Source organism: Bradyrhizobium sp. IC3123 (assembly GCF_020193625.1).
Lineage (GTDB): Bacteria > Pseudomonadota > Alphaproteobacteria > Rhizobiales > Xanthobacteraceae > Bradyrhizobium > Bradyrhizobium yuanmingense.
The window spans coordinates 529,688-549,891 of record NZ_JADYVF010000003.1 but is presented as its reverse complement, the minus strand read 5'-3'; the positions used below and the strand labels follow the sequence as shown (position 1 = coordinate 549,891).

The following is a 20,204-nucleotide window of genomic DNA, read 5'->3' as shown; positions in this document are numbered from 1 at the left end:
GCCCATGGCATGGTTCTTGCGATTCCGTTAACCGCAGGCGGCCGTGGGGCCGTTTCGCAGCGTTTTTCACGTCTGCGTCAGGGAGATGAGGCACTCATGTTTAACAAATCCACTCACGATATAGCGGCGTCATTTAGCCGCCGCGGCGTGCTCGCTGCGACCGCCGGACTGATGCTCGGTCTGGCTTCATTGACTGGCGCAAAGGCCGCCGACGACACCATCAAGGTGGGTGTACTCCACTCCCTGTCCGGCACCATGGCAATCAGCGAAACCACGCTGAAGGACACCATCCTCTTCCTGATCGACGAGCAGAACAAGAAGGGCGGCGTGCTCGGCAAGAAGCTGGAAGCCGTCGTCGTCGATCCCGCATCGAACTGGCCGCTGTTCGCCGAAAAGGCGCGCGAGCTGATCACCAAGAACAAGGTCTCGGTCGTGTTCGGCTGCTGGACCTCGGTGTCGCGTAAGTCGGTGCTCCCGGTGTTCAAGGAGCTCAACAGCATCCTGTTCTACCCCGTGCAATACGAGGGTGAGGAGAGCGAGCGTAACGTGTTCTACACGGGGGCTGCGCCGAACCAGCAGGCGATCCCTGCCGTCGACTACCTCATGAAGGACGAGAAGGTGAAGCGCTGGGTGCTCGCGGGCACCGACTACGTCTATCCGCGCACCACCAACAAGATCCTGGAGGCCTATCTGAAGTCCAAGGGCGTCGCCCAGGAAGACATCATGATCAACTACACGCCGTTCGGTCATTCCGACTGGCAGACGATCGTGGCCGACATCAAGAAGTTCGGCTCGGCCGGCAAGAAGACCGCGGTGGTCTCGACCATCAACGGCGACGCCAACGTTCCCTTCTACAAGGAGCTCGGCAACCAGGGCATCAAGGCCAAGGACATCCCGGTGGTGGCGTTCTCGGTGGGTGAGGAAGAGCTCGCCGGCATCGACACCAAGCCGCTGGTCGGCCACCTCGCCGCCTGGAACTACTTCCAGTCGATCAAGTCGCCGGAGAACGAGAAGTTCATCAAGGCGTGGCAGGCCTACACCAAGAATCCGAAGCGCGTGACCAACGATCCGATGGAAGCGCACGTGATCGGCTTCGACATGTGGGTCAAGGCGGTCGAGAAGGTGAAGTCGACCGATCCCGACAAGGTCATCGACGCTCTCCCGGGCATCGAAGCCAAGAACCTGACCGGCGGCACCTCCAAGATGCTCCCGAACCACCATATCACCAAGCCGGTGTTCATCGGCGAGATCAAGGGCAACGGCCAGTTCGACGTGGTCTGGAAGACCCCGAGCCTCGTCCCCGGCGACGCCTGGTCGAAGGAGCTCGACGGCTCCAAGGACCTGATCGGCGACTGGGTCGGCAAGAAGTGCGGTAACTTCAACACCAAGTCCAACAAGTGCCTCGGCTCGGGCTCCTGATCCCGATCTGACGCTCCATTGCAAGACCGGAGAGGGCGGCGATCCCGCCGCCTTCTCCACTCATTTCTGCCGGGGTCATTCACAGTGCCAGCCCATTTGTCCGCTCGTCTCTGTTCGCTTGCACTCTCGTTGTTCCTGATTGCGTTCGCGCTGCCGGCCTTCGCCGGTCCGTTCGAGGATGCGGTCGCCAAATTCGCCAACGATGATTTTTCCGACACGGAAGAGGCGATCGGTGTGATCGCGGGCAGCGGCAGCAAGCTGGCTTTTCCGATCATCAATGCGCTTCAGGACGGTCGCCTCATGGCCGATCCCGACAGTAAGAAGGTCTACGTCACCGATGCGGACGGCAAGTCGATCGACGCTGCGACCGGCGAGGCCGTTGCCAGCGTTCCCGACAGTGCGAGCGCGGTTCGCCTCAACAACCGCCTGCGCCGCAGCGTCGACGCCGCACTCGGGAGCCTGACGCTGCAGTCTCCGGATCTGGGAACGCGCCTGCAAGCCGCGGAGTCCGTCTTCAAGTCGCACGAGGAGACCGCGCTCGAGGCGGTCGATGCCGCGCTTGCCAAGGAAGCCAACAAATCCGTCAAGGCGGCGCTCACTGAGGCCCGAGCCGCGATCCTGCTGTTCAAGTCCGACGCCACCGAGGTCGAGAAGCTCGAAGCGGTCGCAACCCTCAAGGCGCGGGGCGACCAGGATGCGCTGGCGCTGCTCACCGGCATGGGCGACCAGCCGGCCTCGGTCACCAAGGCCGCCGCGAGCGCGATCGGCTCGATCCAGAATTCGCTCGCGGTCTGGTCGATGGTGCAGAATGCCTGGTACGGTCTCTCGCTCGGCTCGGTGCTGCTGCTCGCCGCGATCGGGCTCGCCATCACCTTCGGCGTGATGGGCGTCATCAACATGGCGCATGGCGAGATGGTGATGATCGGGGCCTACACCACCTTCGTGGTGCAGGAGGTGATCCGCACCCGCTATCCCGGCCTGTTCGACTATTCGCTCTTGATCGCCGTGCCGCTCGCCTTCCTCGTCGCCGGCGCGATCGGCGTGCTGATCGAGCGCAGCATCATCCGCTTCCTCTATGGCCGCCCGCTCGAGACGCTGCTCGCGACCTGGGGCCTATCGCTGGTGCTGCAGCAGGCGGTGCGCACCATGTTCGGCCCGACCAACCGCGAGGTCGGCAACCCCTCCTGGATGAGCGGCGCGTTCGAGCTCGGCCAGATCACCATCACCTATAACCGGCTCTGGATCCTTCTCTTCACGCTCGCCGTGTTCGCGATCCTGCTCGCGATGCTGCGCTACACCGCGCTGGGCCTCGAAATGCGCGCGGTGACGCAGAACCGCCGCATGGCGGCTTCGATGGGCATCGCCACCTCGCGCGTCGACGCGCTGACCTTCGGCCTCGGCTCGGGCATTGCAGGCATCGCCGGCGTCGCGCTGTCGCAGATCGACAATGTCAGCCCCAATCTCGGCCAGAGCTACATCATCGACAGCTTCATGGTCGTGGTGTTCGGCGGGGTCGGCAATCTCTGGGGCACGCTGGTCGGCGCCTTCACGCTCGGCATCGCCAACAAGTTCCTGGAGCCGGTCGCCGGTGCCGTGCTCGGCAAGATCGCGATCCTGGTTCTCATCATCCTGTTCATTCAAAAGCGGCCGCGCGGCCTGTTCGCGCTCAAGGGCCGTGCGGTGGAAGCATGACCCCTCACATGCTGACGCGATCGCTGGACCGCCGCGCGACGATCTTCCTTGCCGTCGTCGCGACCTGCGGCATCCTCATTCCGCTCTCCAACCTGCTGCTGCCCGCGGGCTCGTTCCTGCAGGTGCCGACCTATCTCGTCGCGCTCTGGGGCAAGTATGTCTGCTACGCCATCCTGGCGCTGTCGATCGACCTGATCTGGGGCTATTGCGGCATCCTCTCGCTCGGCCACGGCGCCTTCTTCGCGCTCGGCGGCTACGCCATGGGCATGTACCTGATGCGACAGATCGGCACCCGCGGCGTCTACGGCAATCCGATCCTGCCCGACTTCATGGTGTTCCTGAACTGGGAGAAGCTGCCCTGGTACTGGTACGGCTTCGACATGTTCTGGTTCGCCGCGCTGATGGTGCTGGTCGTGCCCGGCCTGCTCGCCTTCTGCTTCGGCTGGCTCGCCTTCCGCTCACGTGTCACCGGCGTTTATCTGTCGATCATCACGCAGGCGATGACCTACGCGCTGCTTCTCGCCTTCTTCCGCAACGACTTTGGTTTTGGCGGCAATAACGGCCTGACCGACTTCAAGGACATCCTGGGCTTCAACGTCCAGGCGGAGGGGACGCGCGCCGCGTTGTTCGCGCTGAGCTGTCTGGCGCTGATCATCGGCTTCCTGATCTGCCGCGCCATCGTCTCCTCCAAGCTCGGCAAGGTCTTGATTGCCGTGCGCGACGCGGAATCGCGCACGCGCTTCCTCGGCTACCGCGTCGAATCCTACAAGCTGTTCGTGTTCACGGTGTCGGCCTGCATGGCCGGCGTTGCCGGCGCGCTCTACGTGCCGCAGGTCGGCATCATCAACCCGAGCGAATTCGCCCCCGGCAATTCGATCGAGGCGGTGATCTGGGTCGCGGTCGGCGGCCGCGGCACGCTGGTCGGCGCGGCGCTCGGCGCCGTCGTCGTCAACTACGCCAAGACGTTCTTCACCTCGGGCGTGCTCGCGCCGTACTGGCTGTTCATGCTGGGCGCATTGTTCATCCTGGTGACGCTGCTGCTGCCCAAGGGCATCGTCGGCACCTTCAATGCCTGGTGGGATCAATCGAAGGAAAGACGCACCTCCGCCACCTCCATGAGTGCCGCGGCCGAAGACGGCGTCACCGAACCCAAGATGGCGGAGTAAGCGGTCATGAACGTCATGGACACCCGCGCGACCTCCGCGATGCTTTATCTGGACGGCGTGCACGTCTCGTTCGACGGCTTCCACGCCATCAACAATCTGTCGCTGACGCTCGAGCCCGGCGAGATGCGCGCCATCATCGGCCCGAACGGCGCCGGCAAGACCACGATGATGGACATCATCACCGGCAAGACCAAGCCGGATGAAGGCACCGTGCTGTTCGACGGCGTCACCGACCTGACGCGCCTCGACGAGACCCGCATCGCCGAGCTCGGCATCGGCCGCAAGTTCCAGAAGCCGACCGTGTTCGAGAGCCAGACCGTGCAGGACAACCTCCTGCTGGCGCTCAATGTCGACCATTCGGTCCGCGGCACGCTGTTCTGGCGCGGCAGCAAGGCGGAGGCCGAACGCATCGACAAGGTGCTGGAGACGATCCGCCTCACCGAGGCTCGCAATCGTCTCGCCGGCAGCCTCAGCCACGGCCAGAAGCAATGGCTGGAGATCGGCATGCTGCTGGCGCAGGATCCGAAACTGCTGCTGGTCGACGAGCCCGTCGCGGGAATGACCGACGTCGAGACGCAACTCACCGCCGAGCTGCTGAAGGAAATCAACAAGACCCACACCGTCATGGTGGTCGAGCACGACATGACCTTCGTGCGCGAGCTCGGCGTCAAGGTCACCTGCCTGCACGAAGGCACGGTGCTCGCGGAAGGGACCATCGACCAGGTCTCGTCCAACGAGCGGGTCATCGAAGTGTATCTGGGACGCTGAGCAATGCTTGAGGTCAAGGACATCAATCTGTTCTACGGCGCGGCGCAGGCGCTCCGCGGCGTCTCGATCTCGGCCGAGCCCGGCAGGGTGACCTGCGTGCTCGGGCGCAACGGTGTCGGCAAGACCTCACTCCTGCGCGCGATGGTCGGGCAATATCCGATCTCCTCGGGCGCAATCGTGTTCGACGGCAGCGATATCACCGGCCTCAGGCCGTATGAGCGAGCGCGCAAAGGCATCGGCTTCGTGCCGCAGGGCCGCGAGATCTTCCCGCTGCTGACGGTTGAGGAGAACCTCAAGACCGGCTTCGGTCCGCTCAAGCGCGAGGACAAGCACATTCCGGACGACGTGTTCTCGCTGTTTCCGGTGCTGCAATCCATGCTGGGCCGGCGCGGCGGCGACCTCTCCGGCGGCCAGCAGCAGCAGCTCGCGATCGGCCGCGCGCTGGTGATGCGGCCGAAACTACTTTTGCTCGACGAGCCCACCGAAGGCATCCAGCCCTCGATCATCAAGGACATCGGCCGCGCCATTTCGTATCTGCGCAACCTCGGCAACATCGCCATCGTGCTGGTCGAACAATATCTCGACTTTGCCTGCGAACTCGGCGACAGTTTCGCGGTGATGGATCGCGGCGCGGTGAAGTTCACCTGCGACCGCTCCAATCTCGATCCGGGCGAGATCAGCCGCCAGATGGCGCTGTAAGCCGGAACAGACCTGCCGCGACCGGTTGGGGGAGACGGATGCGCAGCGAATTGTCAGCCACGTCCACGCTGTTCGAGGCCAACCGTGCCCGTGGCACCGTGCGCTTCGACGTGCATGCGCGCGACGGGGTGACACGGCGCGGCACCTTGCATGAATCCGGTTCGCTCCGCGTCCGCTTTCCCTCGCCGGAAGATCAGGGCCTGTCCGGCGTGTTCGTCAACACGGCCGGCGGTGTTGCCGGCGGTGATCGCTTTGATATCGAGATAGCGGCGGCGGATGCAGCGCGGCTGACGCTGACCACAGCGGCCGCCGAAAAGGTCTATCGCACGCCCGGAGCGGCAGCGCAGCTCAACATCGCCCTGAAGGTCGGCGCGGACGCGCATCTTGCCTGGCTGCCTCAGGAGACGATTCTGTTCGACCGTGCCCGCGTCCAGCGCCGCTTCGACATCGACCTCGACGAGGCGGCCTCGCTCCTGCTCTGCGAGATCGTGGTGTTCGGCCGCACCGCCATGGGCGAGCGGATGGAGCAGGGCGAGTTCGTCGACCGCTGGCGGTTACGCCGCGGCGGGCGGCTGGTGTTCGCCGAGACGGTCCGGCTCGACGGCGATATCGGTGCCAAGCTTGCACGGCCCGCGGTCGCCAAAGGTGGCGCGGCGATCGGCACAGCCCTGATCGTGCCCGGCGACGAAGCCCTGGTCGAGCGCATCCGCGAGGCGTCGGAATCGTTCTCCGGCGAAGCCGGAATCTCGGCCTGGAATGGCTTTGCAATGGCGCGGTTCTGTGCCCAAGATGCGGCGCGCTTGCGCGCCGACATGATGACGGTGCTGGCGCGCACCGGTGCGGCCCTGCCGCGGCTCTGGCTGAACTAGACTGGTTGAATTGACGTGTTGAACGGAAGAGATGTCGCATGAATCTGTCTCCCCGCGAAAAGGACAAGCTTTTGATCTCGATGGCGGCGATCGTGGCCCGCCGCCGGCTGGACCGCGGCGTCAAGCTCAACCATCCCGAGGCGATCGCGATCATCTCCGACTTCATTCTGGAAGGCGCGCGTGACGGCCGCACCGTCGCCGAGCTGATGCAGTCAGGCGCGCAAGTTCTGACCCGCGACCAGGTGATGCCGGGCATTCCCGAGATGATCCACGACATCCAGGTCGAGGCGACTTTTCCTGATGGCACCAAGCTTGTCACCGTGCACGAGCCGATCAGGTAGGAGCAGAGCATGATCCCCGGCGAACTCTTCATTCAGGACGGCGAGATCGAGCTCAACGCCGGCCGCAAGACCGTGACGCTGACGGTCGCCAATACCGGCGACCGCCCGATCCAGGTTGGCTCGCACTACCATTTCTTCGAGACCAACCCCGCGCTGAAGTTCGACCGCAAGAAGGCGCGCGGCATGCGCCTCGACATCGCCGCCGGCACCGCCGTCCGCTTCGAGCCCGGCCAGACCCGCGACGTCCAGCTCGTCGCCATGGCGGGGAAGAAGACGATCTACGGCTTCCGCGGCGATGTGATGGGGAAGCTGTGACCTCCGCAGGAACGAGCACGGCGCGGCATGGTTGAGGCGGAAACGGAGGTATTTCCATGCTCTCACCAATCCGCCTCGTCTCGGAAGCTGCCGAGCTCGCCGCGCAGCGCCATAACGGCATGGCGCGCAAGGGCCGCGGCAATGAGCCCTATATCAATCATCTCGCAGAGGTCGCGAACCTGCTCGCGACTGCGACCGACGGCGCCGATGCCGAGCTGGTCGCGGCCGGCTGGCTGCACGACACCATCGAGGACACCGACACCACGCGCGAGGAGCTCGCGCAGAGATTTTCCGATCGGGTCGCGTCCCTCGTTGCCGAGTGCACCGACGACATGAGCTTGCCGAAAGCGAAGCGGCGGCAGAAGCAAATCGAGGACGCGCCCCACAAATCGCCGGGCGCCAAGCTGATCAAGATCGCCGACAAGATCAGCAATACGGGCGCGCGCATTCAGACCGATCCGAATGCTGGGGAGCGCGAAGATCTCGCCGACTATATCGCCTGGGCCACGCAGGTCGTGGCGGGGTGCCGCGGCGGCAATGCGTGGCTCGACGAAAAATTCGATGACGCCGTGAAAGCAGCAAAGGCCTTGCTGTGACAAACCAGACATTCAATCGCAAACGGGGCTTGTGATGTCCGTCAAGATGAAGCGTTCCGTCTATGCCGACATGTTCGGTCCGACCACCGGCGACAAGGTGCGGCTGGCCGACACCGACCTCATCATCGAGGTCGAGAAGGATTTCACCACCTATGGCGAGGAGGTGAAGTTCGGCGGCGGCAAGGTGATCCGCGATGGCATGGGGCAGTCGCAGGTCACCAACAAGCAGGGTGCCGCCGACACCGTCATCACCAATGCGCTGATCGTCGATCACTGGGGCATCGTGAAGGCCGACGTCGCTATCAAGGACGGCATGATCGCAGGCATCGGCAAGGCCGGCAATCCCGACATCCAGCCCGGGGTCACCATCATCATCGGCCCCGGCACCGACGTGATCGCGGGTGAGGGCAAGATCCTCACCGCCGGCGGCTTCGACAGCCACATCCATTTCATCTGTCCGCAGCAGATCGAGCACGCGCTGATGTCAGGAGTCACCTCGATGCTGGGGGGCGGCACCGGCCCGTCGCACGGCACCTTCGCGACCACCTGTACGCCGGGGCCCTGGCATATGGGGCGGATGATCCAGTCGTTCGACGCCTTCCCGGTCAATCTCGGCATTTCCGGCAAGGGCAACGCGTCGCGCCCCGCCGCGCTGGTCGAGATGATCAGGGCCGGCGCCTGTGCGCTGAAGCTGCACGAGGACTGGGGCACCACGCCGGCCGCGATCGACAATTGCCTGTCGGTCGCCGACGATCACGACATCCAGGTGATGATCCACACCGACACGCTGAACGAATCCGGCTTCGTCGAGGACACGATCAAGGCGTTCAAGGGCCGCACCATCCACGCCTTCCACACCGAAGGCGCCGGCGGCGGCCATGCTCCTGACATCATCAAGGTCGCCGGCCTGAAGAACGTGCTGCCGTCGTCGACCAACCCGACGCGGCCGTTCACCCGCAACACCATCGACGAGCATCTGGACATGCTGATGGTGTGCCACCATCTCGATCCCTCGATCGCCGAAGATCTGGCGTTCGCCGAAAGCCGCATCCGCAAGGAGACGATCGCGGCCGAGGACATCCTCCACGACCTCGGCGCGCTCTCGATGATGTCCTCGGACTCGCAGGCCATGGGCCGCCTCGGCGAAGTCATCATCCGGACCTGGCAAACCGCGGACAAGATGAAGAAGCAGCGCGGGTCGCTGCCGCAGGACAAGGGCAAGGACAACGACAATTTCCGCGTCAAGCGCTACATCGCCAAGTACACCATCAATCCCGCCATCGCGCACGGCGTGTCGAAGCTGATCGGCTCGGTCGAGAAGGGCAAGCTTGCCGACCTCGTGCTGTGGTCGCCGGCCTTCTTCGGCGTCAAGCCGGACTGCATCGTCAAGGGCGGCACCATCGTCGCGGCGCCCATGGGCGATCCCAACGCCTCGATCCCGACGCCGCAGCCGGTGCATTACCAGCCGATGTTCGGCGCGTTCGGCAAGGCGCGTACGGCATCTTCGGTGGTGTTCACCTCCAAGGCCGCGGTCACCGGTGGCCTCGCGCGAAAGCTCGGCATCGAGAAGAAGCTCTATGCAGTCCAGAACACCCGCGGCAAAATCTCCAAGAAGAGCATGATCCACAACGACGCCACGCCCGATATCGAGGTCGATCCGGAGACCTATGAAGTGCGCGCCGATGGCGAGCTCCTGACCTGTGCTCCGGCGGAGGTGCTGCCGATGGCGCAGCGATATTTCATGTACTGAAATAGCGCCTCGACGCATGTCCCCGGCGGTGTCCGGGGACGGCTTTTTGCGGTTTTGCGTTCGGTCCCGCCTGGTCTAATGTCCCGCCCGGTATCGTAACCCTCAGAAGAAAAGCCGGGAGGATTTCTCGTGATCTACGTCGTTGCTACCTTGACCATCAAGCCCGAGACGCGCGCCGAATTCATTGCAGCCGCCACCGCCTGCATCAAGGAGACGCGGAAAGAGCCCGGCAATATCGCCTATGACCTGCATGAGAGCGTCACCGACCCTGCCAAGATGGTGTTCGTCGAGCAGTGGGAGAATATGGAAGCGCTGGGGCCGCATCGCGCTGCCGAGCACATGAAGACGTTCGGCCGTGTTGCTGTGAAATGCTTCACGGCGCCGCCGAAGATCGAATACATCACGCCCGAGAAGGTCGAGACACGGTAAAGAGGTAAGACGCATGATCCGGGCGACGCAGGTCAGGGGACAGCACCGCTTCACGGAAGTTCCGGCGGACACGGTCGTGCTCGATTTCGACGATCGGCACCGTCGTCGCATGGTGATGACGGGAACGCGTGGTCTCGAATTCCTGCTCGACCTGGAACATGCCGTCGCGCTGCGCGGCGGCGATGCGCTGGTGCTGGAGGATGGAAGGCTGATCGAGGTGGTCGCGGCGCCCGAGCCGCTGCTCGAAATCCGCGGCCGCGATCCGCACCACCTCGTGCGCGTCGGCTGGCATCTCGGCAACCGTCATCTGCCGACCCAGATCATGGCCAAGGCCCTGCGCATCCGCCGCGATCACGTCATCGAGGCGATGGTGAAGGGCCTTGGCGCGCGTGTGATCGAGATCGAGGCGCCGTTCGATCCCGAAGGCGGCGCCTACGCCGATGCCGGCCACGCGCATGGACACGACCATGCGCATCACGATCGCGGCCATCATCACCATGACCATGGCCACCACCATGATCATGGCTCGCACGACCATAGCCACGAGCACCACCATCACCACGACGAGCATTGCGATCATCCCGACCATCACCACGGCCACAAGCATGCTCATGACCACAAATGAGCCGGTCGGCGCCGGTGATCTTGCCGAGGGCGAGGCGGCGGCGCTGTACCGGCTGATGACCTGGCTTTCGCCGGCGTTCCCGGTCGGCGGCTTCTCCTACTCCAGCGGCATCGAATGGGCGGTCGAGGCGGGCGACGTCACCGACACGACGACGCTGGCGGATTGGCTCGATGCGATGCTCGGCGACGGCTCCGGCTTCTGTGACGCGACGTTTCTGGTCCACGCCTATCGCGCCACGGAATCGGGCGAGACGGCCGCATTGAACGAGATCGCCGAGCTCGCGAGCGCGTTCGTGCCGTCGCGCGAGCGGCAGCTGGAGACGACCTCACAGGGCCGCGCCTTCATCGATATCTCGCGCGCCGCATGGGATGTCGACGGACTGGACGCCACGGTCGCGGCATGCGGCGCGCCATTGGTCTATCCAGTCGCGGTCGGTGTGGTTGCCGCGATGCACGCCGTGCCGTTGGCGCCGACGCTGCACGCCTTCCTGCATGCGCTGGTCTCGAACTGGATTTCCGCCGCCAGCCGGCTCATTCCGCTCGGCCAGACCGATAGCCAGCGTGTGCTGGTGAGGCTGGAGGCCGCCGTCGCCGCCACCGCCAATCGCGCGCTGAATGCAACCTTGGATGATCTCGGCAGCGCGACGTTCCGGGCCGATCTCGCCAGCTTGCGGCACGAGACGCAATATACCCGCTTGTTTCGGTCGTGAGCGGTGCGGCCGTCAAGTCATCAGGAGAGAACGAGTCACATGGCGAAATCTTACGGTCCTTTGCGTGTCGGCGTCGGCGGTCCGGTCGGATCGGGCAAGACCGCGCTGATGGACCTGCTCTGCAAGACCATGCGCGAGCGCTATGACATTGCGGCGATCACCAACGACATCTACACCAAATGGGATGCGGAGTTCCTGGTGCGTTCGGGATCGCTGACGCCGGATCGCATCGCCGGCGTCGAGACCGGCGGTTGTCCGCACACGGCGATCCGCGAGGATGCCTCGATGAATCTCGCTGCGGTCGCGGACATGCGCGCCAAGTTTCCCGGACTTGACCTCGTGCTGATCGAATCCGGCGGCGACAATCTCGCTGCCACTTTTTCCCCGGAGCTGGCCGACCTCACCATCTATGTCATCGACGTCGCCGCTGGCGACAAGATCCCGTCCAAGGGCGGCCCCGGCATCACCCGGTCCGACCTCCTGGTCATCAACAAGACCGACCTTGCGCCCCATGTCGGCGCCTCCCTGGAGAAGATGGAGACGGACGCCAGGCGCATGCGCGGCGAACGTCCCTTCGTCATGACCAACCTCAAGAAGAGCGAGGGGCTCGACCGAATCGTCGGCTTCATCGAGGCCAAAGGCGGCCTGAAACGGGCGGGCTGACCGGACGCGACCAGTTGGCGCAGGCGTTTTTCGTCGTTAACGCCTGGGCCGTGCCGCAACCCACGGAACAAATTTCGGACACGGCGATTAACTACCTCCGGCGCCCGGGGCGAATTCATCCCGGCCAGACCATCGGCCGGGCGGATTAAGCTTTTCAGGCGACCTAAGTTGCGTACTGATGCCTCCTCCTTCATTATCTCCGCCACTGGGGTTTACCCTGCTTCGGCCTCTGGCCGTTCGAGCGGCGTTCATGTGCTCCGTGTTCATTGCCGACCTCCTGCTTTCGCCTGAGTAATCGCGTGGTCAGGCTGGGTTTCATCATCGGCTTCATCGCTCTGCTCGGGGCCTTGCTCTCCGGGCTTGCGGCTTATCGCGTCCACGACCAGGAGCTGGCGCTGGACCGGATCGCGCTAGCGCGGGCGATCGACGTGCATGCGAGCCTGGTTCAGGACCGCCTGACCGAGCGGGAGCTGCTCGCGCGTGTCGCCTCGGGCCTGTTCCGCGCGCCGTCGGTGATCAAGCCGAACATGCTGGAGCCGCTGCGCTCGGCGATCTACGCCTTCAAGACCGACTTTGTGGTGGCCGGCTGGATCGCCCGGCTGAAGCCGAACGAGCTTGCGGACGCGCAAGCCGCCATCGCCAGCGCCGGCTTCCCGAATCCGCAGATCCGCTCGTTTGACGACAAGCCGATCAATCCTGCCGATGTCACCCAGCCGATCGACGTGCTGTTGGATCTCGAGCCGCGCAGCAACGAGACCACGGCCTTGCCCGGCCGCAGCTACGATCAGGATCCGGTTCGCAGCGCGATGCTCACGCGGGCGCGCGCCCAAAAGAGGTCGGTTGCCTCTGACCCGGTGCCGTTGATCCGCGGAAACGGTCCGATCGGCATCATCGTGGCCGCGCCCGTCGTTCCCGAGGGCGCGACGGAGCCGGCCGGGTTCGTCACATTTTCCTACGAGCTCGCCTCGCTGATGCTGGCCAATGACGACATGTCGCTGTTCGCGGTGGCGCTCAGGGATCCGCGCAAGGACGGCGGCGAGCTGATCGCCAACGATCAGGGCGTGGTCTCGACGCGGATCGCGGCGGCGGACGGGGCGCCGTCGGCGACGCGCACGGTGAGCTTCGGTGGCCGCGATTGGCAGCTCGGCTATTACGCGAAGACCAATTCGGTGCGCCGCGCCGAGCAGACCGCCATCATCGTGGCGGCGATCGGCTTTGCCATCACCGCAATGGTGTGCGGCCTGTTCGGTTACGTCGCCTACAACAATCTGCGGCTCAGCCGGGAGATTCAGGTCAGGATCGGATTCGAGCGGCGTTTGACCGCGGTGATCGACGAGCTCAACCACCGCGTCAAGAACATCCTGGCGGTGATCCAGTCGATCGTGACGCGCACCTTGCGCCACGGCTCGGATATCGATATTGCGCGCGAGCTCCTGATCGGGCGCATCCACGCCATGTCCAATGTGGTGTCGCTGCTCAGCGAGAGCCAGTGGCAGGGTGTCAAGTTGAAGGGCCTGTTCGAGGCGCGCGCGATTCCGCATGCCGATCGCATCGCCGTCACCGGCCCCGACATCGCGGTCAGCGCGCGTGCCGCACAGAGCCTGTCGCTGCTGTTCTTCGAGCTCGCCTCGCATTCCGACGAGGGCCTGTCGCTGGTCGGCAAGCATCCGCACATCACCGCCAACTGGACGGTGACCGGCGAGGAGGGCGATGAGGTCTTCCATTTCCGCTGGGAGGAGTTCAACACCAGCGAGGCGACGCGCCGGCCCGATTCCGATTTCGGCCTGATCCTGCTCGACCGCGTCGCGCCCGAGGCGCTGGGCGGGACCGCCAAGCGCTTCTTCACCGACGTCTCCTACGTCTATGAATTGACCGCGCCGATGGAGACGGTGGTCGACATGACCGAGCGCGACCGCACGGATAAAATCTCGGCGCCGGTCAGGCCGGTGCGAAGCTAGCCCTTTGTCCGCAACACCAGATCGACGAGGCTGCGCGCGTAGCCGGGTGTGATCGGCGCGATGCCGAAGATATAGCGGTAGAACAGGCTGCCATAGATCGCGTCGTAGAGATTCTCAGGAGGACCCTCGGCCTGAATGCTGCCGTCCTTCTGGCCGGCGGCGATCATGTCCACCAGCGCGTCGCGGCGGAATTGCAGGTACCGGGCGTAGAACAGCTCGGCCGACCCGGTCTTGGAAATGCATTCGGAGACGACGGCGAGTTGGACCTTGCCGAACTCGCCCTGCAGCGCCTCGGCATAGGCGGCGGCGTGGCGCCGCGCGCGCGCCGCGGGCGTGCCCGCGCTCGCGGGCGGCAGCGGCAGCATTTGCGCGGCATGGTGGAGGAAGGCGTCGATCAGCAGCGCTTCCCGCGACGGCCACCATTTGTAGATCGTCATCTTGGACACGCTGGAGTGGCGTGCGATCGCATCGATGGTGGTGGCGGCAAGGCCGGTGGTCGCCATCAGTGCATAGGCGCTTTCGAGGATGGCGTTGGTGGTCTCAATCGACCTTGGCCGGCCGCGCCGGGGCGCGCGCTCCGCCTCTTCACGCCCGTCTTTCGCCATCGCCACGCCCGGTCTCCTCACGCAGGGTCCCGGCATAGCCCAGGGGCGGCATTCGGCCTAGCAGAATCGCACGATTTCGTCGCGAAGCGATCAGCTCTGGGCCTGCTGCCGCAGGGCTGCCGGCAGATCCTGCCGTTTCGACCAGGCGATGTAGTAGGCGAGCCCGGTCATCGCCGCGAAGCCGGTGATGCTCACCGCCACCTGCATCACCGCCAGGTTCGGCCCGGTGATCAGGATGAGGTGGCCAGCGAAGGATAGGAACACGGCGACGCAGAATACCGCGAGCCATTCCTCACCACATGCGATCACCGCTTGCAGCGGTTTCCATCTCAGGCCGGGGTGATCTGCCGGAATGAGATGGGTGGCAATGAATGCGAGGGCGAGGAAGTGGACCACCCGATAGGGAGCGAGGTTTTCCTTGTCGGTCGGAGCGATGCTGTTGAGGAGCAGATCGGGCAGGTAAGCCGACAGCGCCGGCGAATGGCGCATCAAGGTGACGGCCATCGCGAAGACCAGGTAGGCGCCGGCGAGGATCCGCAGCCAGGACATGCCGTGCAGCGCACGTCCCGGAGCGCCCATCACGGCGAACCAGCCGCCCAGCACCATCAACATCTGCCAGCACAGCGGATTGAAGGTCCATTCCCCGTCCGGATAGATCCGAAAATTCCAGTCGAACCAGCGTGCGGCGAGATACAGCGCGACCGATGCCGCCAGCGTCAGGTTCGGGCCCCGCAGCAGGCCCCACAACGCGAACGGAAAGAACGCCATCAGCGGGACCATCAGCTGCAGCAGGTCGAGGTTCAGCGGCTCTTCCTGGAGCACGAGACCGCGGACCAGGATGCGCAGTGGATGCTCGAGAATTCCGGAGATGTTGTATTGGTGGATGATCTCCGGTGCCATCGATTGCCTGGCGACATAGGCGATGGCATCGATATAGATCACGAACAGCACGACATAGGCGGCATAGAGCCGCCAGACCCGGCGAAAGATGCGCGTCGCCGCGACCAAGTAGCCGCGTTCCAGCGCCATCCTGCCATGGATGATGGCGACCCCGTAGCCCACCACGAACACGAACAGGTCCGCCGCGCCGCTGAAGCCGAAATTGCGCAGCGTCAGCAGGTTGACGACGTTGTTGGGAATATGGTCGACGAATATGGACCAATTGGCGATGCCGAGCGTCAGATAGAGCCTGGCGTCATGCTGGAATGCGGCGAGGTTCGCCTTGACGGACGGTTTCATTGAGCAAAATAGCTTTGGGAATCAGGATGATGCTTTTAACGGCAACCGCCTGCTCGTCCGAGTAGCGTTTGCGTGAGCAGGGAAGAACCGCGCCAAACGGCGTCAAATGTGCCGCTTGCTCTATGAAATGCAGATATATGCGCGCGCAGTAATTATAGCGCCGGACCTCTACTCGGCAGGTTCGGCCGACACTTCGTCGGACACGCCGGCGCGGCTCGCCAGGATGCCAAGGGCGACGCCCCCGATCGCCAGGATCGGCAGCAGCCGCTTGACGCCGATGGCACGAACGATCTGGAGCCCGGTGGCGAGGAGCATCGGATCTGCAAGCATGCTCTGCGCGGCCGATTTCGCGGCGCGCTCGGCCGCGATCTGGGCGCGTTTCTGCACCTCGCGCTTGTAGCTCCAATAGGAGCCTGCGGCGGCCAGGGTCAACAGGAAGAAGATGCCGGCGCCGGCAAGACAAGCCTGCACCGGGCCATATTTCTGCAGCACCCAAATGAAGACGGCGGCACAGAGGAAGCCTGTGGTCACGAGCAGCGCGAAGGCAGCGCCCGCGGCAAGGGAGGTCAGCCGAACCGTCGTGCCGGTTGATGCGCTGATGCCGTCGATGATGCGCTGAAACATGGCCTTGCTCCTCAATCCCCGCCAGCCGAATGGTCACGAGCCAACAGCGGCGGCGTGCCGCCGCCGTATCAAATGGGCGTCGACATCCTTAGCGACGCCAGGCGACGCCGATCAGGAAGCCGATGCCGAGCGCCAGCCCGACGGTCGCCAGCGGCCGCTGCGTGATCGCCTCTTCCAGCGTCTCCTCGATCGAGCCGTAGGCGTCATGTGCAGCTTCCATCATCGCGCTGCCGCGCTCGGACATGTCGTCCATCGCGGAGTCCATGTTCTCGCGCGCCTGGCGATAGCCGCGGCGAGCCTGCTTGCTGGTGGAGTTGGCGAAAGTATTGAGCGCGTCGGTGATCTGGTCGGTGAGGGCGGCGATATCGCTTTTCACGGCTGCTACATCCTTTTCGAGGCGGTCTCGGGTGGCTTTGTCGGTCCAGTCTCTCATCCCGGCTTCGGCATTGGGCGTGGACATCGGGAGCTCCGAACTGTTGACGGCTGAGATGGGCGGAGAACGTTTCGTCGCCGGGTAAGTTCCGTTCGCTGAAACCGGTCAGGCTTGCGGCAGCTGCGGCGAATTCTCCGGCAATAGGTGGTCCTTCAGGATCAGCGCGACGATCAGGAGCGGCGACGACAGGAACGCGCCCATCGGCCCCCACAGCCAGGTCCAGAACGCGAGCGCGAGCAGCACGGCGAGCGCGTTCAGGGCGAGCCGCCGCCCGATGATCGTCGGCGTGATGAAGTGACCCTCGAGAAAGGTGAGGCCACCGAAGGCGAGCGCGGCCATCAGGCCGCCGCCGAGGGTCGGGAAGGCGATCAGCCCGACCACGACCAGCACCACGAACATCGCCACGGGCCCGATGATCGGGATGAAGTTGAGCGTGGCCGCCAGTGCGCCGAGCCCGGCGGGATTGGGCATTCCGGTCAGCGCACAGATCAGGCCGGTGGCGACGCCGACGCCGACATTGATGAGGGTGACGGTCAGCAGATAATTGCCGAGATGGACCTCGATCTCGTTGAGGATCCGGAGCGTGCGCAGCCGCGCGTCGTGATTGCTGAAGGTCATGATCATGGCCCGCCGCAGGTCGCGCCAGCTTGCGATGAACAGGATCAGGGTGACGAAGAACAGCAGGAATTCGGTAAAGGTCGGTGACAGGAATTCCAGCGTCGGCTGTACCCACTCGATCTTGGGCATGTGCAGGCTCGGCAATCCCTCCGAGCCGCCGAGCATGGCTTGCAGCTCCCGCCAGAGCGCAAGCGGCCGGTCGAACACGTGCAGCTTGTCCTTCAATTGCGCGCCGAGCTCTGGCAGGCGCGTGCTCCACGCCATGACCGGCGAAGCGATCAACGCGACGGCGAAAGCGACCACCGCGCTCACTGCGACCACGATCAGCACGGCGCCGACGCTGCGTGGGACCTTGCTTCGCTCCAGGAAGGTGGCCGCCGGAGACAGCATGGTCCCGATGACGAACGCCATCACGACCGGCAGGAAGAACGCCCGGCCGACATAGAGCACGGCGACGATGGCGATCAGCAACAGCCCGGCCAGCGCGAACGCGACGAATTCAGTGCGGCGGATCACCGGCGGCAGCTCGACATGGCTCTCGGGAAGCGGATCGCCTTCGCTGTTGCCGGAAATCAAACGTTCACTGGGTAGGACGCGCACAATATCTCTCCCGCACGGAATCCATGATCCGCGCGCCCATTGATGACGTGACTAATGCTTGGGCGGCGTGCTGGTTCCATCGCGGCTTCGTGAACGGATGCTCGCTTGACTGTGACGTCGCTGCCGCACGCTGCGCCGGAACTTCGATCGAGGCGGCGGAGTTTGTTGAGGCAGCGCATCACCTGATGCACATCCAACGGGGCAGCTCATGACAAAGTTCTTTGCAGTCCGTCGCAGCTTCTCGCCGCGCGCCGTCGGCGCGTTCGCCTTCGCAACCGCTCTTCTCGCAGTGCCGGTGGGCACCGCAAGCGCCCAAACCTTCGGCTATGCGCCGATGCAGCGGGTGTATCCGCAGGACCTTTACTCGCAGGGCCAATACTTGCAGGGCCAACACTTGCAGGACCAAGGCTATTCGCAGGATGACATCAACGAGGCGCCGCAGGTCGCCGATGAGGATGCCCAATTGCCCGACCGGTTGCGCAGGCAGATCGTCGGCTTCGACCGGAGCGAGCCGGCCGGTACCATCGTCATCGATACCAACAGCACCTATCTCTATTACGTGCTCGGAGGCGGCCGAGCGATCCGCTACGGCGTCGGCGTCGGCCGCGAGGGCTTTACCTGGTCGGGCGTGCAAAGCGTCAGCCGCAAGGCCGAGTGGCCGGACTGGCATCCGCCGGCCGAGATGATCGCGCGCCAGCCCTATCTGCCGCGCTTCGTCGCTGGCGGGCCCGGCAACCCGCTCGGTGCGCGCGCGATGTATCTCGGCTCGAGCCAATACCGCATCCACGGCACCAATGATCCCTCCACCATCGGCAAGTTCGTCTCGTCCGGCTGCATCCGCATGACCAACGAGGACGTCGTCGACCTGTATGGCCGCGTCAATGTCGGCGCCAAGGTCGTGGTGCTGCCGAAGAACGCGCCGTTAATGGCGAAGGGAGGTGATCCCGTGCGCAAGCGTCCGGCCGTGACGACACTGCCTTCGGGTCGGCAGGCGCTGAACATGACCACGTCGGCCGTGAATTAGTCTGCGAGGTCCTATGGCGAGACGGCTGATTGACAAACTGGCGGGCGGAGCGGCGATTGTCGTCGTCGTCTCCAGCGGGCTGGCGATGGCGCCGTCGGCGCATGCGCAGGATTTCTTCTCGGGCCTGTTCGGCGGCTTTCGGATGCGGCCGCCGCCGGAAATCCGGATGCCTTTCCCCACCGACGATATGCCGCGCTATGAGGCGCCACGCCAGCGCGCGTCCTACGGCGGCGGCACCGCCTATTGCGTGCGCAGCTGCGACGGTCGCTACTTCCCGGCACAAGGCAATGATGCCGAGAGCAAGGCGCAATCCTGCAAGAGCTTCTGCCCGGCCTCGGAGACCTCGCTGGTCTATGGCGGCAACATCGACGATGCCGCGACTGAGAAGGGAAAATCCTATTCGGACTTGCCAAATGCATACCGCTACCGCAACGAGATCGTCGCGGGCTGTACCTGCAACGGCAAGGACCCGGTCGGGCTCGCATCAGTCAAGGTCGAGGACGACCCGACCCTGCGCAAGGGCGACATCGTCGCGGGCGCCAACGGCCTCGTGGTCGCCAGCCGCAACGCCAATGACCGCCGTGGCGTCGCGATGAATTTCTCGCCGCTGCCGGAATCGGTGCGTGCCAGATTCCGTCAAGTCCCGGTGGTGGCGAAGGAGTAGGGAGCGCCCTATCGGACGGCGTCCGAACCTTGTCGGACGGCCAAATGCTGGACTAGGCCCGCCGCGGGACGTTGCGCGGCAGGGTTTCCGAGATGGAACCGGCTTGGGTGCAGCGCGTTAGAACAGCGTAGCAATTGCCTGAAGGGGGCCTCGCGATGCTGGTCGGCGTACTCGTCACCTTTCTCGTCGTCATTCTCGTGCTTTATCTCATCAACATGCTGCCAATGGACGGCCGCGCCAAGCAGATCGCGCGCGTCATCGTCATCATCATCGGCATTGTCTCATTGCTGAAATATCTCGCGGTGTTCTAGCGGGGGTAGGCGCGTAGCCCGGATGGAGCGAAGCAAATCCGGAGTCTTGCCACAGCGAAACCGATCCCGGATTGCGCTACGCTGCAT

The 20,204-nt window shown here is 64.4% G+C and carries 23 protein-coding genes; 18 read left to right on the top strand and 5 right to left on the bottom strand.

Annotation, left to right across the window (positions count from 1 at the left end; genetic code table 11):
• Positions 1-96: 96 nt before the first annotated feature.
• The 15 genes from urtA (at position 97) to I6F20_RS12615 (ending at position 13,999) form a co-directional block, all read left to right on the top strand.
• Positions 97-1,419 carry an urea ABC transporter substrate-binding protein gene (gene urtA, locus I6F20_RS12685; protein WP_035998103.1) on the top strand — a complete coding sequence of 441 codons (1,323 nt, stop codon included), beginning with the start codon at positions 97-99 and terminating at the stop codon, positions 1,417-1,419.
• A gap of 84 nt (positions 1,420-1,503) precedes the next feature.
• A complete protein-coding gene (gene urtB / locus I6F20_RS12680; protein ID WP_225126418.1) occupies positions 1,504-3,111 on the top strand; it encodes an urea ABC transporter permease subunit UrtB in 1,608 nt (535 codons plus the stop codon).
• Positions 3,108-4,277 (top strand): urea ABC transporter permease subunit UrtC, encoded by a 1,170-nt coding sequence (urtC, locus tag I6F20_RS12675; protein ID WP_225126417.1) that lies wholly within the window; start codon positions 3,108-3,110, stop codon positions 4,275-4,277. Before urtB ends, urtC begins: the two co-directional genes overlap by 4 nt.
• 6 nt (positions 4,278-4,283) lie before the next feature.
• On the top strand, positions 4,284-5,045 hold the full coding sequence (gene urtD, locus I6F20_RS12670; protein WP_225126416.1) for an urea ABC transporter ATP-binding protein UrtD: 762 nt from the start codon (positions 4,284-4,286) through the stop codon (positions 5,043-5,045).
• Between the two features lie 3 nt (positions 5,046-5,048).
• Positions 5,049-5,744 (top strand): urea ABC transporter ATP-binding subunit UrtE, encoded by a 696-nt coding sequence (gene urtE / locus I6F20_RS12665; protein ID WP_225126414.1) that lies wholly within the window; start codon positions 5,049-5,051, stop codon positions 5,742-5,744.
• Between the two features lie 50 nt (positions 5,745-5,794).
• On the top strand, positions 5,795-6,613 hold the full coding sequence (locus I6F20_RS12660) for an urease accessory protein UreD (RefSeq protein WP_370100949.1): 819 nt from the start codon (positions 5,795-5,797) through the stop codon (positions 6,611-6,613).
• Positions 6,614-6,651: 38 nt separating this feature from the next.
• Positions 6,652-6,954: an urease subunit gamma gene (locus tag I6F20_RS12655; RefSeq protein WP_007605424.1), complete on the top strand. Its 303-nt coding sequence runs from the start codon at positions 6,652-6,654 to the stop codon at positions 6,952-6,954.
• 9 nt (positions 6,955-6,963) lie between these two features.
• Complete coding sequence (locus I6F20_RS12650) at positions 6,964-7,269, top strand: urease subunit beta (RefSeq protein WP_026202067.1); 306 nt, start codon at positions 6,964-6,966, stop codon at positions 7,267-7,269.
• A 56-nt stretch (positions 7,270-7,325) separates the two neighbouring features.
• Positions 7,326-7,865, top strand: coding sequence for an HD domain-containing protein (locus I6F20_RS12645; RefSeq protein WP_035998123.1), 540 nt, complete (start codon positions 7,326-7,328; stop codon positions 7,863-7,865).
• Positions 7,866-7,899: 34 nt separating this feature from the next.
• Complete coding sequence (gene ureC, locus I6F20_RS12640; protein WP_225126412.1) at positions 7,900-9,615, top strand: urease subunit alpha; 1,716 nt, start codon at positions 7,900-7,902, stop codon at positions 9,613-9,615.
• A 129-nt stretch (positions 9,616-9,744) separates the two neighbouring features.
• A complete protein-coding gene (locus tag I6F20_RS12635) occupies positions 9,745-10,044 on the top strand; it encodes a putative quinol monooxygenase (protein WP_035998129.1) in 300 nt (99 codons plus the stop codon).
• A 13-nt stretch (positions 10,045-10,057) separates the two neighbouring features.
• Positions 10,058-10,669: an urease accessory protein UreE gene (locus I6F20_RS12630; RefSeq protein WP_225126410.1), complete on the top strand. Its 612-nt coding sequence runs from the start codon at positions 10,058-10,060 to the stop codon at positions 10,667-10,669.
• Positions 10,650-11,378 (top strand): urease accessory protein UreF, encoded by a 729-nt coding sequence (locus tag I6F20_RS12625; RefSeq protein WP_225126665.1) that lies wholly within the window; start codon positions 10,650-10,652, stop codon positions 11,376-11,378. The genes I6F20_RS12630 and I6F20_RS12625 overlap by 20 nt, the downstream gene beginning before the upstream one ends.
• Before the next feature lie 39 nt (positions 11,379-11,417).
• Positions 11,418-12,041: an urease accessory protein UreG gene (gene ureG, locus I6F20_RS12620; protein ID WP_225126409.1), complete on the top strand. Its 624-nt coding sequence runs from the start codon at positions 11,418-11,420 to the stop codon at positions 12,039-12,041.
• Between the two features lie 299 nt (positions 12,042-12,340).
• Positions 12,341-13,999: a CHASE domain-containing protein gene (locus I6F20_RS12615; protein WP_225126407.1), complete on the top strand. Its 1,659-nt coding sequence runs from the start codon at positions 12,341-12,343 to the stop codon at positions 13,997-13,999.
• Here I6F20_RS12615 and I6F20_RS12610 read toward each other — a convergent pair.
• The 5 genes from I6F20_RS12610 to I6F20_RS12590 form a co-directional block, all read right to left on the bottom strand.
• Positions 13,996-14,604 carry a TetR/AcrR family transcriptional regulator gene (locus I6F20_RS12610; RefSeq protein WP_225126663.1) on the bottom strand — a complete coding sequence of 203 codons (609 nt, stop codon included), beginning with the start codon at positions 14,602-14,604 and terminating at the stop codon, positions 13,996-13,998. The genes I6F20_RS12615 and I6F20_RS12610 overlap by 4 nt on opposite strands.
• A gap of 90 nt (positions 14,605-14,694) precedes the next feature.
• Positions 14,695-15,843 carry an OpgC domain-containing protein gene (locus I6F20_RS12605; protein ID WP_225126405.1) on the bottom strand — a complete coding sequence of 383 codons (1,149 nt, stop codon included), beginning with the start codon at positions 15,841-15,843 and terminating at the stop codon, positions 14,695-14,697.
• Positions 15,844-16,011: 168 nt separating this feature from the next.
• On the bottom strand, positions 16,012-16,467 hold the full coding sequence (locus I6F20_RS12600) for a hypothetical protein (protein WP_057028148.1): 456 nt from the start codon (positions 16,465-16,467) through the stop codon (positions 16,012-16,014).
• An 88-nt stretch (positions 16,468-16,555) separates the two neighbouring features.
• A complete protein-coding gene (locus I6F20_RS12595) occupies positions 16,556-16,927 on the bottom strand; it encodes an ElaB/YgaM/YqjD family protein (RefSeq protein WP_035998171.1) in 372 nt (123 codons plus the stop codon).
• Positions 16,928-17,005: 78 nt separating this feature from the next.
• Positions 17,006-18,118, bottom strand: a complete 1,113-nt coding sequence (locus tag I6F20_RS12590) for an AI-2E family transporter (RefSeq protein WP_035998174.1) — start codon at positions 18,116-18,118, stop codon at positions 17,006-17,008.
• A gap of 208 nt (positions 18,119-18,326) precedes the next feature.
• On the opposite strand from I6F20_RS12590, the gene I6F20_RS12585 reads away from it, so the two are divergent.
• The 3 genes from I6F20_RS12585 (at position 18,327) to I6F20_RS12575 (ending at position 20,117) form a co-directional block, all read left to right on the top strand.
• Positions 18,327-19,142, top strand: coding sequence for a L,D-transpeptidase (locus tag I6F20_RS12585; protein WP_225126403.1), 816 nt, complete (start codon positions 18,327-18,329; stop codon positions 19,140-19,142).
• 13 nt (positions 19,143-19,155) lie between these two features.
• The gene (locus I6F20_RS12580) at positions 19,156-19,806 is read left to right on the top strand and encodes a DUF2865 domain-containing protein (RefSeq protein ID WP_225126401.1); all 651 of its coding nucleotides are present in this window, start codon (positions 19,156-19,158) and stop codon (positions 19,804-19,806) included.
• Between the two features lie 155 nt (positions 19,807-19,961).
• Complete coding sequence (locus I6F20_RS12575) at positions 19,962-20,117, top strand: Thivi_2564 family membrane protein (protein WP_008546817.1); 156 nt, start codon at positions 19,962-19,964, stop codon at positions 20,115-20,117.
• The last annotated feature ends 87 nt before the right edge of the window (positions 20,118-20,204 follow it).

What these genes read in the sequence shown, in the direction of transcription:
- I6F20_RS12610 (WP_225126663.1), bottom strand. Translation starts at nt 14,604, where the DNA reads ATGGCGAAAGACGGGCGTGAAGAGGCGGAGCGCGCGCCCCGGCGCGGC.
- ureC (WP_225126412.1), top strand. Translation starts at nt 7,900, where the DNA reads ATGTCCGTCAAGATGAAGCGTTCCGTCTATGCCGACATGTTCGGTCCG.
- I6F20_RS12625 (WP_225126665.1), top strand. Translation starts at nt 10,650, where the DNA reads ATGCTCATGACCACAAATGAGCCGGTCGGCGCCGGTGATCTTGCCGAG.
- ureG (WP_225126409.1), top strand. Translation starts at nt 11,418, where the DNA reads ATGGCGAAATCTTACGGTCCTTTGCGTGTCGGCGTCGGCGGTCCGGTC.
- I6F20_RS12650 (WP_026202067.1), top strand. Translation starts at nt 6,964, where the DNA reads ATGATCCCCGGCGAACTCTTCATTCAGGACGGCGAGATCGAGCTCAAC.
- I6F20_RS12575 (WP_008546817.1), top strand. Translation starts at nt 19,962, where the DNA reads ATGCTGGTCGGCGTACTCGTCACCTTTCTCGTCGTCATTCTCGTGCTT.
- I6F20_RS12630 (WP_225126410.1), top strand. Translation starts at nt 10,058, where the DNA reads ATGATCCGGGCGACGCAGGTCAGGGGACAGCACCGCTTCACGGAAGTT.
- I6F20_RS12580 (WP_225126401.1), top strand. Translation starts at nt 19,156, where the DNA reads ATGGCGAGACGGCTGATTGACAAACTGGCGGGCGGAGCGGCGATTGTC.
- I6F20_RS12585 (WP_225126403.1), top strand. Translation starts at nt 18,327, where the DNA reads ATGACAAAGTTCTTTGCAGTCCGTCGCAGCTTCTCGCCGCGCGCCGTC.
- I6F20_RS12595 (WP_035998171.1), bottom strand. Translation starts at nt 16,927, where the DNA reads ATGTCCACGCCCAATGCCGAAGCCGGGATGAGAGACTGGACCGACAAA.
- urtC (WP_225126417.1), top strand. Translation starts at nt 3,108, where the DNA reads ATGACCCCTCACATGCTGACGCGATCGCTGGACCGCCGCGCGACGATC.
- urtA (WP_035998103.1), top strand. Translation starts at nt 97, where the DNA reads ATGTTTAACAAATCCACTCACGATATAGCGGCGTCATTTAGCCGCCGC.
- urtE (WP_225126414.1), top strand. Translation starts at nt 5,049, where the DNA reads ATGCTTGAGGTCAAGGACATCAATCTGTTCTACGGCGCGGCGCAGGCG.
- I6F20_RS12600 (WP_057028148.1), bottom strand. Translation starts at nt 16,467, where the DNA reads ATGTTTCAGCGCATCATCGACGGCATCAGCGCATCAACCGGCACGACG.
- urtD (WP_225126416.1), top strand. Translation starts at nt 4,284, where the DNA reads ATGAACGTCATGGACACCCGCGCGACCTCCGCGATGCTTTATCTGGAC.
- I6F20_RS12645 (WP_035998123.1), top strand. Translation starts at nt 7,326, where the DNA reads ATGCTCTCACCAATCCGCCTCGTCTCGGAAGCTGCCGAGCTCGCCGCG.
- I6F20_RS12605 (WP_225126405.1), bottom strand. Translation starts at nt 15,843, where the DNA reads ATGAAACCGTCCGTCAAGGCGAACCTCGCCGCATTCCAGCATGACGCC.
- I6F20_RS12655 (WP_007605424.1), top strand. Translation starts at nt 6,652, where the DNA reads ATGAATCTGTCTCCCCGCGAAAAGGACAAGCTTTTGATCTCGATGGCG.